This window comes from Yersinia aleksiciae, assembly GCF_001047675.1.
Lineage (GTDB): Bacteria > Pseudomonadota > Gammaproteobacteria > Enterobacterales > Enterobacteriaceae > Yersinia > Yersinia aleksiciae.
Genome location: NZ_CP011975.1, coordinates 293,674 through 311,079 on the forward strand (window position 1 = coordinate 293,674; position 17,406 = coordinate 311,079).

Consider the following 17,406-nt stretch of genomic DNA (forward strand, 5'->3'; position numbering starts at 1 on the left):
TTCCGTTCCGATATTTAGCTATCCCGATTAAGCAATGTTCCATCCAAATCAATCGCTAATAATCTATACATATCTTTATTCTCAATAAAAAAGGGAGAATAGGCTTCTCCCTTATAGGTTAACTCACTAGAATTAGTGGGTAATAAACTGTGAAACAACCTCTTTGGCCGCATTACAAACTACATTGTCAATCGCGGTGCCGACCACCAAGATATTGACTCCGGTATTTTTAAATGCCTTGGCATTTTCCAAATTGATTCCTCCTTCAGCCAGAGTCGGTACAGAAACCGCTCCCACCAAGGCAATGAGCCGCTGCTTGATAGCCTCGGGAATATCACCGGCAGTCACCCCCTCATAACTCATACCGGTCATCAGGCCAATCATATCCACCCCCAGCGCTTCCATCTTTATAGCGACTTCAGCAACATCCGCCGGGGTTTCCGCGGCAATACCAAATGTATGTAGATCACTTGGATGACCAATATAAGCATCGACGGTCAGACCATATTTATGGGCCAGATCGACCAACTCTTTTAAATCTTCAAAACTGGATTTATGGGTATGTAAGCCATCAGCGCCTGATTGGGCAATCAATAACATATCCTGTTCAGTGACCGGTGTCGGTACAGTTTCAGTAAAGCCGCCAGCAATGCCGACGGTAATAAAGATATCGTCAGCCACCACATTGCGCACACCCTGCACCGCTTCTGCCATTTGACCAATGGTTATCTCATGGCGAACACGTTCTGCGGCATGCATATTCGTCACACCGTTATGGCCGCGAGCCAATGCCAGCGCGGGATGATTAGGCTCCAATAACTTAACGCCGGAATCACATACTGCTTTCGCTAAGCGAGCATCATCGCCGGTTATTCCGGTACTCAGAATAGTTTGACCGCCATGCAACTGAATGGCATTTCGTACTTTATCCATGGCGACGGAACGTTTCTTACTCATATCAGCGTTGAACATACTTACCTCTACTTGGATTTATATAAAACTGCTTTTTTAATTGTTAACTCTTATCCCGAGATCCCTGGTGTTGTCGATTCGGGTACTGCTGTTTTAATTGCGACAAATTTATTGGCTAACAAGGTGATTACGCAGGTCAGAACCAACGTTACCGTCATCACTATCGCCATATAAAAGGCGTTATTGGACAAGAAAGGTGAAGCGAAAGCTGGCACATAAGCCACGCCTTTGATATTTAATAGCCCCAACAACATGCCACCCACACCGGCGGAGAATATCGCGCCAGCAAAGACAACTTTATTGGAGAACATAAACGGATAAGCGGATTCGACAAAAGTCCCAAAACCAAGGTTAATAAGCAACCCCGGAGCAGCGACCGCGGCCTCACTTTTTTCTCGCGGGGCAATAACGTTAGCCAAGTTAATTCCAGCGGCAACCATCACCAGCCCAACCATATCCACAGCACCGAGGAAACTGACACCTGACTTTTCCATTTCCAGTAATACCAGTGGCAATATGACCGCGTGATAAACACCGCCCAGAATCGCGGGCCAAATAACCAAGCCTGCCAGTAATCCCGCTAAAATTGGGCTGAAGGCCAGCGTGGCTTCAATGGCCAGCTTAATATAATCACCCGCCGCTAATGCCAATGGGCTAAGCAGGTAATACATCACCAGCCCGGAGAATAAACCGGATAACCCCCCTGCCACGATATTGATTGTGGTCATCGGAAATTGCCATCTCAGGCATAAACCGAACAGGTAACGCACCATAATACCGGCACCAATCCCGCCCAAAATACCGCCAATTAACCCGCCCTCAACCGACAAGACCCCAGCCACCACACCAGCCACAATGGATACTTCATCTAATTCAGAAACCTGTTTTGCGGCAATAACCGCAACAATAACTGGCAGCCCTTTCAGCAACAGTTCAAAGATGGCATTCAGCGATTGCAGGCCCGGAATATGGCTTAGCGCCAGCACAATCGCCATGGCAATAAAGCCGGGTAATGCCGGGATCATAATGCTGCGGATATTGATTCTTTTTAGCAGACTCTTGTCGCTACCCGGCATATTGGCATCGCCACTGCCCAGTACCGGGGTATATTTTATCTGCCAGTGTTTACACAAGGAGGCGGTAAATGAGATGGCCCGAGTGCGACTATTGGTGCCGGTAGTGCCCGAGGTCGCAATCACATTCGCACCTTTAGAGGTGATAATCGCCATCGAGGTACCGCCAGTACCCACGATTGGGATCTTCTTCTCTATCGCCGCCAGAATAGCTTCTTTATTACTGCGATCAGGATCAGCACTCATGATAATAATGCCATCGATATCACCAGCACGGATTTGTGCCGCGATGGCCGCATCCGAGGACTTTACCGCGTCATTCACCGCTGACAGTTTTCCCTTAAAGCTAATCTGGGGTTTATCGCTTTGCTCTGTAGTGATTGAATAAACAGCGGCCGCGGTGGTGGGTTTCGCCACATCCATCGACTCTTCCGCCGCGATAAATTGCACCGCACTGACACCGACCCCCGCAGAGTGGAGTTGGGTATAGATTTCTTGCAACAGTCTTTCGGGGTATGCACCACCGAGATTGAATAGATTTCCCCCGCTGCTTCCGAGTATTGCTACATTTTTCATGTCGGGCCTCAAAAGATAAGAAAAGTTAGAAAATGTTATTATGTTTTTAACGACAATTGACAATCACAGAAATAACAATTCAAAGCAACATTAAACAACACGCGGAATCAATTAGCCCCATTAAAGTGACAGTAGTTAATTTCACAAATCAATTAAATAAGCAGAGTTGTTAAATTAATATTCTTTAAAATTAATATAATAAGAAATTAAAAACTAAAAATTGGCATTTTGTTGTTTTAGTTTGTTTTGTTGTTTTCGTGATGAAGTTCAAATTATTGCTGCTAAACATTTCTGACGAAGAAGCAAACGATGGGGGAAATAAAGCGAGTTGGAACTTGATACCCTCAACACCGGGCTATGCCGAGCGGTATCAGTGAGTGATGGAGAGATAGGTGGGCGGTAAGTCACTGTCGCTTGATAAAAGTGTTGGCAGGATTCACCGATGAGTTATCAAATGCCTCGCTCTCACGCTGCTGGCCGATAGCGCCACAGCCAACGGCCCGTGGACATACGCCGATAAAACAGCACGCCGCGCACTATCCAGTCGAGGAACATCCCCATCCACACGCCCGTGACGCCAAACCCCAGTGTTATCCCCAAGATATAACCGACGATAATGCGGCAACCCCACATTCCTGCCAGCGCTACCCACATGGTATAACGGGCGTCCTTCGCCCCTTTCAGGCCTGATGGCAGCACCCAAGAGGCGGCCCAGATCGGCATAAACAACGCATTGATCCAGATTAGATGCTTCACCACATTGATAACACCCGGTTCGTTGGTATACAGCGAGGCCAAAAATCCGGCACTGGGGATGGATAGCAGCGCGATAAAACAGACGCCGACGGTGGATAGCCAGAAGATATGTTTGAGCTGGCGGATGGGTTGCAAAATCTGCCCTTTGCCCAAGCGTGTGCCGATGATGATCGTCGAACTGTATCCCAGTGCATTGCCCGGCAGGTTAATCAACCCGACGATTGAAAAGGCGATAAAGTTACCGGCAATCACTTCGGTACCCATTCCCGCCACAAAACGCTGGGTAATCAGCTTACCAATACTGAACATCACCGACTCAACACTGGCTGGAATGCCGATGCTCAGTACCTCAAACATAATGGCCGAGGTAAAGGGCAAAAAATAGGCTTTGAAAGGGATACGCAGGGTATTATTGGCACCGAAAATCAGCACCAGAACCACCACCAGGGCACCAATATAGCGGGAAAGCGTGATACCGATACCTGCGCCGATAAAACCTAATCCCTGCCAGCTAAACAGGCCGTAAATCAGCAGGCTACTGATAGCAATATTGAGAATATTCATCGCAATATTGATAAACATCGGCAACCGCGTATTACCGGCACCTCGTAGCGCGCCACATCCCACCAGCGTGATCGCCATCGCCGGATAGTTCCAGACCGTCAAATTGAGGTAGGTCAGCGCCATGGCCTTAACGGCAGGATCGGCTTGACTCGCCATCAGATTGATAATGGCCTCACCGGCAAAGTGCACCAGCAATACCAAGAGCAGGGAGATTAAAACCAGCAGAGAGAGGGATTCGCGGGCCGCCGTTTGTGCCTGCTTGCGTTTGCGTTGACCAAGACTGAATGACACTACCACCGAGGTACCCAGCGCCACCGAAGCAAAGAAAGCGGCAATCAACATATTGAAGCTGTCAGCCAAGCCCACCGCCGCCATGGCCTCTTTACCCAGCCAGCTCACCAGCAGGGTGCTGAACACGCCCATCAGCAGGACGCACAGCCCTTCAATAAACAGCGGAATCGCCAGCGGCGTTATCTCACGCCAAAAGAGTACCCGGTAGGATTTTCGTTTTCTATACCACGCGCTTTCGCGAAAGATTTTCAACTTAACTGTCCCTGAAACCACGTCCATTTGCTTATACCCACGCTTTTCACCACTATGGTGAAATATCCCGATGCGCCGGTTTACAATGGCGGTTTTCCGCTTTAAATTTTAACGTGTTACACGCGATAAAAAATCGATGTGGATATCATAACAGAACGTTAAATTAATTTAAATGAAACGGAATTTCACCAAAGTACAAATTAAATACTTATGCAGTGAAATTCACATAAATATGCAAAATGTCTTTGACTCTAATACCGGTTTTGCGATATCAATGTAGGCATTGAAACCTTTGCCAGACTGACCTAATTCATACAGGATTTAATTGATGACAACTATTCTCAAACACCTTCCTATTAATCAGCGTGTTGGTATTGCTTTCTCCGGTGGCCTGGACACCAGTGCTGCGCTGCTGTGGATGCAGAAAAAAGGGGCAATTCCTTACGCCTATACCGCCAATCTGGGTCAGCCTGATGAAGAAGATTACGATGCCATTCCGCGTAAAGCGATGGAGTACGGTGCAGAGAAAGCCCGCCTGATCGATTGTCGCAAACAGTTGGTTGCTGAAGGGATTGCCGCGATTCAATGTGGTGCGTTCCACAACACCACCGCCGGTGTCACCTACTTCAACACCACCCCGCTGGGCCGTGCCGTCACCGGAACCATGCTAGTCGCCGCCATGAAAGAAGATGGCGTGAATATCTGGGGCGATGGCAGTACCTATAAAGGTAACGATATTGAGCGTTTTTATCGTTACGGTCTGTTGACCAATGCTGAGTTGAAAATTTACAAGCCGTGGCTGGATACCGATTTCATTGATGAATTGGGTGGCCGTCATGAGATGTCCGAATTTATGATTCAATCCGGCTTCGATTATAAAATGTCGACCGAGAAAGCCTACTCCACCGACTCCAACATGCTGGGCGCGACTCACGAAGCTAAAGATCTGGAGTTCCTGAACTCTAGCCTCAAAATCGTTAATCCGATTATGGGCGTCAAATTCTGGGATGAAAATGTGGTAGTCAAAGCGGAAGAGGTCTCCATCCGTTTTGAGCGCGGTTATCCGGTAGCCCTGAATGGCGTGACCTTCGACGACAGCGTCGAGCTGATGATGGAAGCGAACCGTATCGGTGGCCGTCATGGTCTGGGCATGAGCGACCAGATTGAAAACCGGATTATCGAAGCCAAGAGCCGTGGCATCTATGAGGCCCCGGGGATGGCACTGCTGCATATTGCTTATGAGCGTCTGCTGACCGGTATTCACAACGAAGATACCATTGAGCAATATCATGCCAATGGCCGTGTGCTGGGCCGTCTGCTGTATCAGGGCCGTTGGTTTGATCCGCAAGCGTTGATGCTGCGTGATTCAGCCCAGCGTTGGGTTGCCAGCGAAATTACCGGTGAAGTGACACTGGAACTGCGTCGCGGTAATGACTATTCGATCCTCAATACCGTCTCCGACAATCTGACTTATAAACCAGAACGTCTGACTATGGAGAAAGGGGAATCTGTGTTCTCACCGGATGACCGTATTGGTCAGTTAACTATGCGCAATCTGGATATCACCGATACCCGCGAGAAGCTGTTCAACTATGCTGAGACTGGGCTGTTATCCACCTCTGCAACCACCGGTTTGCCGCAAGTGGATAATAATAATCTGAGCGTGAAAGGCATTCAGAATAAGCGTTAGTCATTGGTCTGCATTCAGCCAAGTGAAGCGCTCATACTCACTGAGAAGCAACCTCGTGTTGCTTCATTGAATAAGTCCCCTTTTCCCTCACCGCTCAATCCATCGAGCGATGAGGGAATGATGCCCATACTTTGGCTGAAATATCGCTAAAACAGCAAATTATCAGGCCGCAATAATCGTCCACGGGCATGGGCGATTCGCGACAAACATTAGACTCGTTGTATCTTGAATACCACTAAGAGGTCTTTCTGGTTCTGATGCCATCTCAATTAGGAGTAAATTGAGATCTTTGGCTTCAATTTGATGAGTGTCTGTTTGGAAAATAAAATTGGACGAGTTGGAATAGTTTTTCACAATGACCTCATTTTCGGCACCCCTTATCTCAATTGATAATTGATTGTCAGACGCATTAAATCGCAAGTCTTTATGGTCTACATCTTTAATTATGATGATATTTCTCCCGTGTTCATCACGAATGGTGGTCTTCCCCTTCCCCTTACCAATGATATAGATATCATCATTCCCTCCCCCTTCCAGTTGGTTATTTCCTATACTTGCTATTAATGTATCTCGGCCACTTCCCCCCATTAAGATATCATTACCCTGCCCTGCGATAAGGGTATTATCACCACTGCTTACATAAATAATATCATTACCTAAACCACCACTAATAATATTTCCTAGTCCACTTAAGTCCCTGATAATATCATCACCATCTAAGAGATCTATGGAATTATTTATCAACCTATAATCTTTAGGGACAATAATACTATCATTTGAATCTGTTGGTTTTATTTCCACTGGGTTAAATGGATATATTTTATATCCTTCACCTCTATTTTCAATGCGGAAGTTAACATCATTTTTATCTGAGAATGTAATTAACTTAATTTCTCCTTTATGGGAAATTAAATTAGGGTGAACTAGATCTATATTTAAAAATTCATCCGGCCTATCAAAATGACTGATTCTAAATCCTCCCCAAGGCATATCAGCAATACGTAAGTCATAACCACTCACATCACCGAGCACTATTTCTACTTCGCTATCCCCCTTCGTTTCAGCATAGTCAATAACTAATCTATTGTCCTGGTCCCTCTCTTCATCTGAAAGTTGAACATGTGGGACAGTAAATTTACTTTTACCTTTGTTAGGTTGCACAAAGTCCCCAGAGCCAATGTTTTCAAAATTATGAATATTTATCGCACCAAAAATAGTGTTATTTGTTAAGGGATTACCATTTCGTAACGCTCTGATAAAGGGAGGTAAATTAATATTATCACCATCGACAATAATGATATCAGAACCATCCCCTTTTTCACTGATAATAACTTTTTTCTTCATGAAAGAGCCATCAAAATAACGCTTATTTTCCATCCTATCAAACGTTGCATTGTAGCTAGCATTCATTTTGAGTGATGAAGGAAGCTTATTGACATTACTATCTAATGACTGAGGCCAATCGGGTAGTAAAACTAATTTATCCGAAGTATAGATAATATAGTTATGAGACAATACTTTATCTTCTCCTTCCTCTCGTGGACAATAAACATCCTTTAATCTAATACTGCCCCGGTAATCATTATTTTGATTTAGTCTTATCACAACATCATTTCCATCCAAAAGAATAGATTCTATATCTTCCGCTTTATAAGGTAATAGAATTGCACTGACTTCTTCCAGACCAAATTCTGAGATAACGATATCAATAAGTTCATCTTCAGCAGGTAATATAACGTAACTATCTAATCCTGCACCACCTACAGCCCTTCCTCTTTGCAATGCAAGAAAATCATTTCCACCTCGGCCCTCCAATATGTCATAACCGCCCCCACCGCCACCATTTAAGTGATTTATATTACCATCACCAATTATGGTATCGTCAGTACCAGACTGACCATAGGCATTTCTAATATTTCTTACATAGGCAAGTTTAAGATTATCATTTTTATATTTCACATAGCCATCAGCCAAATTAATTAAATAGCCTTCAGGGCTAAAGCGTAGCCCCATAGCGACTATAGTATCGCTTCCACTCTGCCCATCAAGAAAACTCGGGGCGCGGTGAACTGAAGCCTCGACATCATTCATTAAGTAGAAAACATCTTCTTTATTCCCACCAATAAATATTTTCTGGCCTTTCGTAACATCAAAACTATTTCTATGATCTTTATAACCAATAGCTAAATCATCACCACCACCAAGATTAAAATGCGTATTTAAGTCTTTGGAATCATTATCACCTAATATAATAGTATCTGTTTTAGACCTATTATCTAGCCAGATATCTTTTTTCAAAACAACTTCATTGTGATTATGAAATATTTCATCATTTAAAATAATAGCATTATCTTGCTCAATTTGGCTACTTAATGCTATTGAGTCCAGTTCTATAATTTCAAAATCATCAATATTGACATTCTTTTTCCAACGCGTAAGTTCATCCTCTGACAACGGAATTCTTGCATAACGCATTAATGCATATCTATCCATATCTCCCCGACTAAAATCCTTTGAATATAAGAACTCCATTTTTCGGTCAGATATATATCTACTCCCATTTACTTTTTCAAATCGCAACTGTTCAAAATCAATATACTTTGAATCTACTTTATACACAAAAACGTATTTTTTTACAGGAATCAGAGCAAGTGATTCATTAACATGTCTATAATTATTACTCCCCAGTGGTTTTATACGGTTATTAAAAGAATCATTAATATATTGTTCAATCGATAATCTTAGTTCTTCTTTATTATGATCTTCCAACCGTTGTATGATATCTTGTTCAGGCTCTAAATTAAAAGCCAGTCGCGCACCAGTTTTAAATTCCTCCCAACCACTAAGACTAATCTTACTCTTGATATATTTTACCTGACGTACCGCATTATATATCATCCCAGCCAACATAATGCCGGCACCAATCGCGATACCGAAAAAACCTGCGGTACTCAGTCCCACAAATAATGCCGTAGCCGTTAGTACACTAACGGCTGCACCAATCGTTGAAAGAGAAGCATTCACAATATAGTCTGTTTTTAAATCTACGTTTTTCTCCGTCCCTGCTTTGGTAAAATTATCAATTGCATCATAAATATCAAAACCTGCAGAGGCGATATTTAAAACTGGGCCCGCAAATTTTGTGAATTTAGCCGCCACTTTATACCCTGCTCGCCCGACCCCAGAATGCATTCCGGATAATAGCTTCTTGCTAATATAATTATGCATTTTAAAAAATGTCGGTTGCATAAGATCTGTGCCGAAATCGGTGGCAACAGAACTCCAACTTATCGCCAGTTGATTACGTATTTCAGTACGTTCTTCATCTGTTATATTTGGATCTGATAATTTTTTTGCCATTGCTATGGTTGATATCACCAACGTGGTCATTGCAATTGCCTGGGTGCCCGCACCTATTTTTTGTCCATATGACTGAAAACGATTTGATTGCGCTGTTGTCAGTTCTAATCGCTTCCATAAATTAGAATTAACTTTACCTTCTGAATCAACAGATGACTTAATTGTCACTAGCCGTTTTTTTATCTCATTGACGGTTGAAGGGTCACGATGAGAATTCAAAAGGATATTGCTATTGTCATCCACATTATCTAAAATTTTCTTCATCACCTGAACTGATTGTTTTTGTTCTGTTGATGTACTGTCTGGGAAAGTATAAAACTCGTTCAAGAGCAATGGGTCAAAACGAATTTTTTGTTGCCAGTCAGGTGTGCTTAAAATAGCATCAACACTAATCAGTTTACTATTTAGCGTTGCGCCCATATCATACAACGTACTGAACGCTATCTTTTGATCGTTAAAAAAGGTAGTCCCCTGTTCGACTAATCTTTGTCTTTCTGTAATGATACTTTGGTGATAGATATTATTTAATCCATAACCATCTCCTAGATCAATTGGTGACTTGATGCTATACAACTTATATTTGATTTGACTATTTTCCTTACTATTACTTCGAATATACTTTTCGATTAAAGAATGGATTTTTTCATTACTCTCCGTCAGATTTATATCTCTGAATATTACCTCCCCCGCCTCTGCATCATAGATACGGCATAGGTTCTTACCGTTATCATCCTCAATGGATATATTTAAGACAGTATCATCAGTTATCAGTTGATAGCATCCTAATTTAGATAAATCAATGCGTCGGTAAGCATCCCCCTCAGAAATTGAGTTGTAAACATCGCTGTCAATCAGCTCATCTAAGTCACTAAATGCCACATTGAATTCATCCAACTGTAGATTTTCATTAGTGGTAGTTAGGCCTTTTGACTTAAGGTAATTTAATTCCATATACCCAGATAGCGTGTCTTTCAACTGACCTAATTTACCCTTATAAGCAGAATGTAAGTATAAAAACCCCAAATTCGTTTTATTTTGTCTAGCTCTACCTGCATCAGGTGATAACGTTAAAACTTGATTAATATTTGATACTTCACTAGCGTCATTTTTACTCGCCAAAGACGATAGGCTTAATCCTTTATCAATCTTTTCAGCGTGCCATTGTCGGCTAATTTTTAATGCTTCGCTTGCTTTAAGTTTTTCAAATTCTGGATTATTGACACTCACCTGCTGTAACTCGGAGAGTTCAAGTCGCAGCTTTAAATAATAATCAACATCTGTCATTGCTTTTATAACTTTTCGATTAGTCGAGTCAGTATCATCATGGCCCAAAAACTCTACTAATGACTTTCGGGTATTCTCACTTAGGTCACCCAATGAAAGCTCTTTTGAAACCAATCGATCCAATATCTTAATAACATCCCTAGAGCGTGTATTGAGGGTTTCTAATTCAATATGATAGTCAGGTATTTCGCTGTTTTTCTTTGATGGAATTGGTTTAGTAGATACAACTAATTCTTTTACGACATTATGATTAAAATCCATATCAATGACTAACGGATTATCATTTTTATAATTCAATAGCATATCGATATTGGGCTTCAGTGCCGTTAAAGCGTTATCAAAACTACTCGCATTCATGTGCACATTAAATCTTGTGCCATCTGTGGTAATTTCCATGACTATTTTTTTAACCTGCCACGAGTCTGCTATTTTCTGATTAACTGACATTTCTTGGTCGACAGAAAAATCAATAACTCTAGCAGTCACCTCTGGCGTTACATTGAAGGTAATATTATTTTCTTTTAGCGCTCTGATAATATAGGATTGTTCACCGTCGCGTGCTAATTTCCATGTACTTTCAGCTTGACTCGTTCTTATTTCATCCTCAAATTTAATGTACTCAACTTGAAAATCCATATTCTCGAAGAGTTTTTTATCAAAACCATATGCAGCACCCAGTTTTGTTATACCGACGTGCTTATTAAAAATATCATATATACCTTGTCTAAAATCAGCATGATTATCATATGTTTTCGCCCCAATATTCGGATCGAAAAAAGTCCAATGTTTTTTATTATTCTCATCTAGAGTAATAGATATGGCCATCGCATGGTTAGGCGACATAATACTAATATAGCTATTATTTTTAACGTCTGATAATCCATCTATTAATAAATTAAGTTTCTCATAGCTAGAAGAAAAATCTTCTTTCATTTTAATGTGTCTGTTATCTACACTCCTATCTGGATCAGAAATGATCAATCCATCACTCAGTAGGATGCCGGCATATTCACTATTTGCTCTTATCGATTCATTATCGATAGCTACTTTAAGAATTTCGCCGAAAGCAGTCGATTTAACCTCCTCACTAGGCATTTCAATTCGTTGCCCTTTGCTATTGTAGACACTATTTTTATCATTATGAGCTTCAACTAACTTATTTACGATGGAGTCAATAAAGTATGATTTATTCTTTCCATTTTTTCTGGCATTATTAATCGATTCCTTAACATTATTGTTTTTACCACTTAAATATTTTTCTATTATATTCATTAAGTTATTATTAGATATTCTCCCTGAGACACTTTTTTCTTTTACTTCCTGCGCGAATGAAAATACATTAATTCTCGTTTCATTATCTGTATCGTTCCTAATTGACCTTGGCAGATTCCCAAAATCATTTCTGACATTAAGATAGTTATTCGATACATCTTGGCTGTATTGCATTTTTTGTATTCTTTCCAACTCAGTATAAAGAAATTGCCGATGAAACTGCATGAGTAATTTCTTCTGAATATCACCTGGATTAGAGTTTGTTATTTGAGCATTTTTTTTATAACTTTCAATTGCAGTATTTAGCCAATCGAAATATTGCTTGCCTCCGCCCGCACCATAATTACGTTCTGCAATCATAAATTGCGCAGATAATGCGTAGCATAATCCCTCATGAAACTCTTTCGCCGCTTTTTTATTTCCTGATGTCACTGAGAAATAACCTATTTCGTATAGTGACGATTTAATCTTATCCAGTAAGTCACGTGACTGATCAAATTTAAAAGAGTGTTCTGGCACCAATGACATAATAACCTCTCATATTAAGTGTATTAATTAAGTTACTTCGATTAATACGCTACTACTTAATACAAGGTGGCTATACTTAAATGGCATTAATTACATTATATAATTAACTAAGTATCACGGCTAATAGGTTAACAGGTGCTAATATAAATTCATTGATTAGATGGAAGCTGATTTATTATAAAGAATAGAGGTAGCGGGATAGTTCCATTCACCATCCCGCCGTATTATGACGGGCTAAATTCTTTTGCCACCGGACGTCGGTAACTCAATATGACTCTCAGCTAACGACCCCATATTGTTGTACATCGCACAGGCTGCATCGACCAAATGCATGGCGATGGCCGCCCCACTGCCCTCACCCAAGCGCATCCCCATCTGCAAATACGGCTCCAGTTGCAGGTGCTGAAGGGCAATTACCGCACCTTTTTCTGCCGACATATGGGACGGAATCAGGTATTCACGCACACCGGGTGCGATACGGCAAGCCGCCAATGCGGAGGCATAAGAGAGGAAACCATCCAGCACCACCGGTAATCCCGCCGCTGCCGCGCCGAGCATCACACCGGTCATACCGACCAAATCAAAGCCGCCGACTTTTGCCAGCACATCAATGCCATCACTGGCATCCGGCTGATTGGTTTCGATGGCGCGGCGCACCACCGCCACTTTATGGTGCAGTTGTTCGCTGGGGAAATTCGCCCCGATACCCACCACCTGCTCGGGGTCACTGTCGGTAAACACGCTGACCATCGCGGCAGCTGGTGTGGTGTTCGCCATCCCCAGCTCACCGACGCCAAAGACTTTTACCCCATCAGCGGCTTGTTGTAGTGTCAGTGCCGCACTGGCGAACAGTAAATCTTCTGCCTGTTGGCGGGTCATCGCCGCTTCACGGGCGATGTTGCCACTGCCACGGGCCACTTTCATATCCAGCACGCCGGGGAGTGTTTCGCTATCAATACCCACATCGACAATCTTCACTTCCACACCCGCATTGGCCGCGAGCACACAAACGCCAGTCACGCCCTTCACCATATTTAGCGCCTGAACCATGGTAACCACGCGGGGTGAGACCGCCACACCTTCGTCGTAGACCCCGTGATCAGCGGCCATCACAATAATTTGCTTGCGATCGACTTGATGGCCATATAACCCGCGCATCCCCGCCAGTTGGATCGCCAATTGCTCCAGGCGGCCCAGACTACCGGTTGGCTTAAGCAAGCCGTCCAGCCGCACTTTGGCGCGCGCCATCGCTTTACTGTCTAACGGTGGAATTCTCGCCAAAATCGATGAAAGTGTGTGCATCTCGTTAACCTCGTGTCGCAGGCTGCCAAACAGCCCGACTGTTAAATGCACGCAGCGTGATAAACCCGTCATGGATCTCCAACACGCTGTATGCCCCCTGCTCAAAATGAAAGTGCCACATGGCCGCTGCGGGCATCGTTAGCAGACGGGCCAACATCAGGCTTAATACCCCCTGATGGGCGACCAATAGCCGATTATTGTCGTTATTTTGCACTGACTTGAGTTGCTCAACGGCCCCTTCGATGCGGGCCAAAAACTGTGGAAAAGACTCCCCACCGGTGGGGCTGGCCTGTTGCCAATCGGCCACCCATGCCGCCCAGGCAGCGGGATCTTCACGTTGTAAATCACGGTGATGGCGCATTTCCCAATCACCGAAATTCATCTCATTCAATTGCGCATCGATAGTGGCGTTAATCTCCTGCCCCGCCAGCACGATATCGGCGGTATGGCGCGCGCGCAGCAATTGGCTGCTTACCGCGTGGGTAAAATCTACCTCCGCCAGCCACGCGGCGACCTGTCCGGCCTGCTCCACACCCTGTGGGGTCAGCAGCAAATCGGTCAGGCCGCAAAAAACACCGCGCAAATTGGCCTCGGTTTGTCCGTGGCGTACCAGAAAAAGTCGCATAGCATGGCCCACTATTGAGAGTGTTCAGGGGGTTGCGATATCACAGCAACGCCAGTAAAAACACCAGTTCGCCCACTTCGGCAGCGGCCCCCAGTGTGTCACCGGTCTGCCCACCCAAGCGGCTGCGCAGATAGGTTGCCAGCAGCCATACCACCGCTATGGTGATCACCAATGCCAGCACCGCTGCGCCTTTGCCGAGGAGTAATGTCAAGATCAAGCCGCCCGCCAAGGTGATGGCGGTTTGTCTGCCAGTGACTTTACCAATGTAAATGTTGCCCAGCCCATTGCCTTCGCGAGCATAGCGCTGGCGGTACATCAGCAGCACAATCACCGTGCGACCCGCGACTGAGGCGGCGGTCAGCATGGCAAGCATCGACACATCGCGCAGCGCCAGTTCGCTCACCACCAGCACTTTCGCCAGCACCATAAAGATCAGCGCCAAGCCGCCATTGGTGCCGAGCCGGCTGTCGCGCATGATCTCCAGCATCTGCTCGCGCTTACGGGCGGAAAACACCCCATCACAGGTATCTGCCAACCCATCGAGATGAAAAGCCCCGGTAACCAGTGCCAAGGCCAGCACATAGCCCAGCGCCGCCAAGGGTAGGCCGCACCAAGGGGCCAGCAAGGTAAAGACCAGACCACCGATCACCCCAACAATCAAGCCAATCAATGGGAAGCCCACAATACCGCGTTCGTATTGATCCATTGCCAACCCTTGGGTCCAACGCTCAGGCACCGGAATGCGGGTCATAAACTGCAAGGTGGCGAGAAATAACCGCAGGCTCATTTAATTTTGACCTCAATACCAGAAACCACTAAAAACACCTGATCCGCCGCTGCCGCCAGCCGTTGATTGACCCGTCCAGCGATATCGCGAAAATGCCGCGCAAGGCGGTTTTCCGGCACGATCCCCATGCCCAGCTCATTGGTGACCAGATAGATCGGCGCTGAGCTGCGGGCGCAGGCGGCTAATAGATCGGTGATCTGTTGCTGAATCCCCACTTCCAACTGGCTAAAATCCATCTGCTCAGGTGGCGTGTCGCCCGCCAGTTCAAACAGCAGGTTGGTGATTAGCGTAGTAATGCATTCGAGCATCACCGCCTCGCCCGCCGCCACTTGCTGATCCAGTACCGTGCCAAGATCCCGATACCCTTCCCACGTGCGCCAATGTGCCGGACGCGTGGCGCGATGTAGCGCAACCCGCTCGGCCATTTCCCCATCGGTCACCACCGAGGTGGCGATGTAAAACACCCGATCGCACGCCTGCGCCGCGAGCCGCTCAGCCAGCGAACTTTTCCCGCTACGCGCCCCACCGGTAATCAAAATCACTGCGCGCTCTCCTGTTGATGTGCTGTCATTAGCTGATAAATACGTTCTATATCAATATGCTGGCGCATTTGTGCCGCCAGAAGATCAAACTGTTGCTGCTTATGTTGCGCGTAATCGACGGTCACGCCATCGAACACCGCCAGCCCTTTGCGCTGACGTAAATTGTCGAGCAACGCACGAGTAAAATCGTGGCTGTCAAACAGGCCATGAATATAGCTGCCTAGCACATTGCCGTCAGCGTTCACCGCCCCATCGACCCACTGCTCCGCCTGCCCGTTACGTAATGTCAGGCGGGCAAAAGGGGTGGCATCAGCCCCCAGATGAGAGACGCCCATATGAATCTCATAGCCCTCCAGTGGGTGCTCAGCGGCACTTGCCAGCATTCCCGGCAGCGCCGCCAGACAGTGACCGTTCACCCGCGTGGTGACTTTGTCCGGCGCGAATTGGGTTTCGACATCCAATAACCCCAAACCGTCCATCTGCTCGACGCCCGACTCCACCCCATCGACAATGCGCTTACCCAGCATCTGATAGCCGCCGCAAATGCCGATAACCGGCACCTGCCGTTGATGTTGCGCCAGCAGGGCCGCCGCCAACCCGCTATGATGCAGCCACTGCAAATCACCCAGCGTATTTTTGCTGCCGGGCAGGATAATCAGGTCCGGTTGACCCAAGGTGGAGCGCTGCGAAACATAGCGTAAGCGCACATCCGGCTGAGCGGCCAAGGCATTAAAATCGGTAAAGTTGGCAATGTGTGGCAGGCGAATCACCGCAATATCCAGCGCCTTTTCATCCGCATCGTCATATTTGCCATTTTGCAGTGCCACGCCATCTTCATCTTCCAAATCAATATCCAGCCACGGCATCACCCCCAAAACCGGGACATCCGTCAGGGCTTCAATCTGTTCCAGACCGGGTTTAAGTAGCGCGATATCCCCACGAAACTTATTGATGATCACCCCTTTGACCCGTGCTTTTTCATGGGGATGCAGTAACGCCAGCGTGCCATAAATAGAGGCAAATACACCGCCGCGATCGATATCCGCCACGAGCAAGACGGGCGCATCTGCCATCGCCGCCATGCCCATATTGACGATATCGCGATCGCGCAGGTTGATTTCTGCGGGGCTGCCTGCCCCTTCTAGCACCATCACGTCATACTCGCGGGCTAAGCTGTGGTAAACCTCGCTGATCTGCTGCTGCAACTGCGGTTTGTACTGGTGGTACTCCACCGCATCCATATTGCAGGCCACTTTGCCCATCAACACCACCTGCGCCTTGCGGTCACTGGTGGGTTTTAGCAGCACCGGATTCATGCGCACATCAGGGGCGATACCCGCCGCTTCGGCCTGAAAAATCTGCGCCCGCCCCATCTCTTCGCCTTGCGGCGTAATGCCCGAATTCAGCGCCATATTCTGCGATTTAAAAGGTGCGCAGCGATAACCATCCTGCATAAAAATGCGGCATAGCCCCGCCACTAACACGCTTTTGCCGACGTCAGATGCCGTGCCTTGCACCATGATCGATAAATG

At 45.7% G+C, this 17,406-nt stretch carries 10 protein-coding genes; 1 reads left to right on the plus strand and 9 read right to left on the minus strand.

Annotated elements, in window-relative coordinates; translation table 11 throughout:
- Nucleotides 1-132 precede the first annotated feature (132 nt).
- From ACZ76_RS01515 to ACZ76_RS01525, 3 genes are all read right to left on the minus strand, one after another.
- Nucleotides 133-972 (minus strand): histidine biosynthesis protein, encoded by an 840-nt coding sequence (locus tag ACZ76_RS01515; RefSeq protein WP_048616169.1) that lies wholly within the window; start codon nt 970-972, stop codon nt 133-135.
- 50 nt (nt 973-1,022) lie between these two features.
- Complete coding sequence (locus ACZ76_RS01520; protein ID WP_048616171.1) at nt 1,023-2,621, minus strand: PTS sugar transporter; 1,599 nt, start codon at nt 2,619-2,621, stop codon at nt 1,023-1,025.
- Nucleotides 2,622-3,086: 465 nt separating this feature from the next.
- Nucleotides 3,087-4,484 (minus strand): EmmdR/YeeO family multidrug/toxin efflux MATE transporter, encoded by a 1,398-nt coding sequence (locus ACZ76_RS01525; protein WP_048620147.1) that lies wholly within the window; start codon nt 4,482-4,484, stop codon nt 3,087-3,089.
- Between the two features lie 328 nt (nt 4,485-4,812).
- Here ACZ76_RS01525 and argG point away from each other — a divergent pair, with 328 nt between their 5' ends.
- Complete coding sequence (argG, locus tag ACZ76_RS01530) at nt 4,813-6,174, plus strand: argininosuccinate synthase (RefSeq protein ID WP_048616173.1); 1,362 nt, start codon at nt 4,813-4,815, stop codon at nt 6,172-6,174.
- Nucleotides 6,175-6,336: 162 nt separating this feature from the next.
- Here the strand turns inward: argG and ACZ76_RS01535 are convergent, their stop codons facing one another.
- The 6 genes from ACZ76_RS01535 to ACZ76_RS01560 form a co-directional block, all read right to left on the minus strand.
- Nucleotides 6,337-12,618: a hypothetical protein gene (locus ACZ76_RS01535; RefSeq protein WP_048616175.1), complete on the minus strand. Its 6,282-nt coding sequence runs from the start codon at nt 12,616-12,618 to the stop codon at nt 6,337-6,339.
- Between the two features lie 234 nt (nt 12,619-12,852).
- Nucleotides 12,853-13,920: a nicotinate-nucleotide--dimethylbenzimidazole phosphoribosyltransferase gene (gene cobT / locus ACZ76_RS01540; RefSeq protein ID WP_048616177.1), complete on the minus strand. Its 1,068-nt coding sequence runs from the start codon at nt 13,918-13,920 to the stop codon at nt 12,853-12,855.
- A gap of 4 nt (nt 13,921-13,924) precedes the next feature.
- A complete protein-coding gene (locus ACZ76_RS01545; RefSeq protein ID WP_048616179.1) occupies nt 13,925-14,545 on the minus strand; it encodes an adenosylcobalamin/alpha-ribazole phosphatase in 621 nt (206 codons plus the stop codon).
- A 40-nt stretch (nt 14,546-14,585) separates the two neighbouring features.
- Nucleotides 14,586-15,332, minus strand: coding sequence for an adenosylcobinamide-GDP ribazoletransferase (gene cobS / locus ACZ76_RS01550; protein ID WP_048616181.1), 747 nt, complete (start codon nt 15,330-15,332; stop codon nt 14,586-14,588).
- Nucleotides 15,329-15,874 (minus strand): bifunctional adenosylcobinamide kinase/adenosylcobinamide-phosphate guanylyltransferase, encoded by a 546-nt coding sequence (gene cobU / locus ACZ76_RS01555; RefSeq protein ID WP_048616183.1) that lies wholly within the window; start codon nt 15,872-15,874, stop codon nt 15,329-15,331. Before cobU ends, cobS begins: the two co-directional genes overlap by 4 nt.
- Nucleotides 15,871-17,394 (minus strand): cobyric acid synthase, encoded by a 1,524-nt coding sequence (locus ACZ76_RS01560; protein WP_048620148.1) that lies wholly within the window; start codon nt 17,392-17,394, stop codon nt 15,871-15,873. The genes cobU and ACZ76_RS01560 overlap by 4 nt, the downstream gene beginning before the upstream one ends.
- Nucleotides 17,395-17,406 lie beyond the last annotated feature (12 nt).

Coding starts and splice junctions, on each gene's coding strand:
- ACZ76_RS01515 (WP_048616169.1), bottom strand. CDS start 972: ATGTTCAACGCTGATATGAGTAAGAAACGTTCCGTCGCCATGGATAAA.
- ACZ76_RS01520 (WP_048616171.1), bottom strand. CDS start 2,621: ATGAAAAATGTAGCAATACTCGGAAGCAGCGGGGGAAATCTATTCAAT.
- argG (WP_048616173.1), top strand. CDS start 4,813: ATGACAACTATTCTCAAACACCTTCCTATTAATCAGCGTGTTGGTATT.
- ACZ76_RS01535 (WP_048616175.1), bottom strand. CDS start 12,618: ATGTCATTGGTGCCAGAACACTCTTTTAAATTTGATCAGTCACGTGAC.
- cobT (WP_048616177.1), bottom strand. CDS start 13,920: ATGCACACACTTTCATCGATTTTGGCGAGAATTCCACCGTTAGACAGT.
- ACZ76_RS01545 (WP_048616179.1), bottom strand. CDS start 14,545: ATGCGACTTTTTCTGGTACGCCACGGACAAACCGAGGCCAATTTGCGC.
- cobS (WP_048616181.1), bottom strand. CDS start 15,332: ATGAGCCTGCGGTTATTTCTCGCCACCTTGCAGTTTATGACCCGCATT.
- ACZ76_RS01560 (WP_048620148.1), bottom strand. CDS start 17,394: ATGGTGCAAGGCACGGCATCTGACGTCGGCAAAAGCGTGTTAGTGGCG.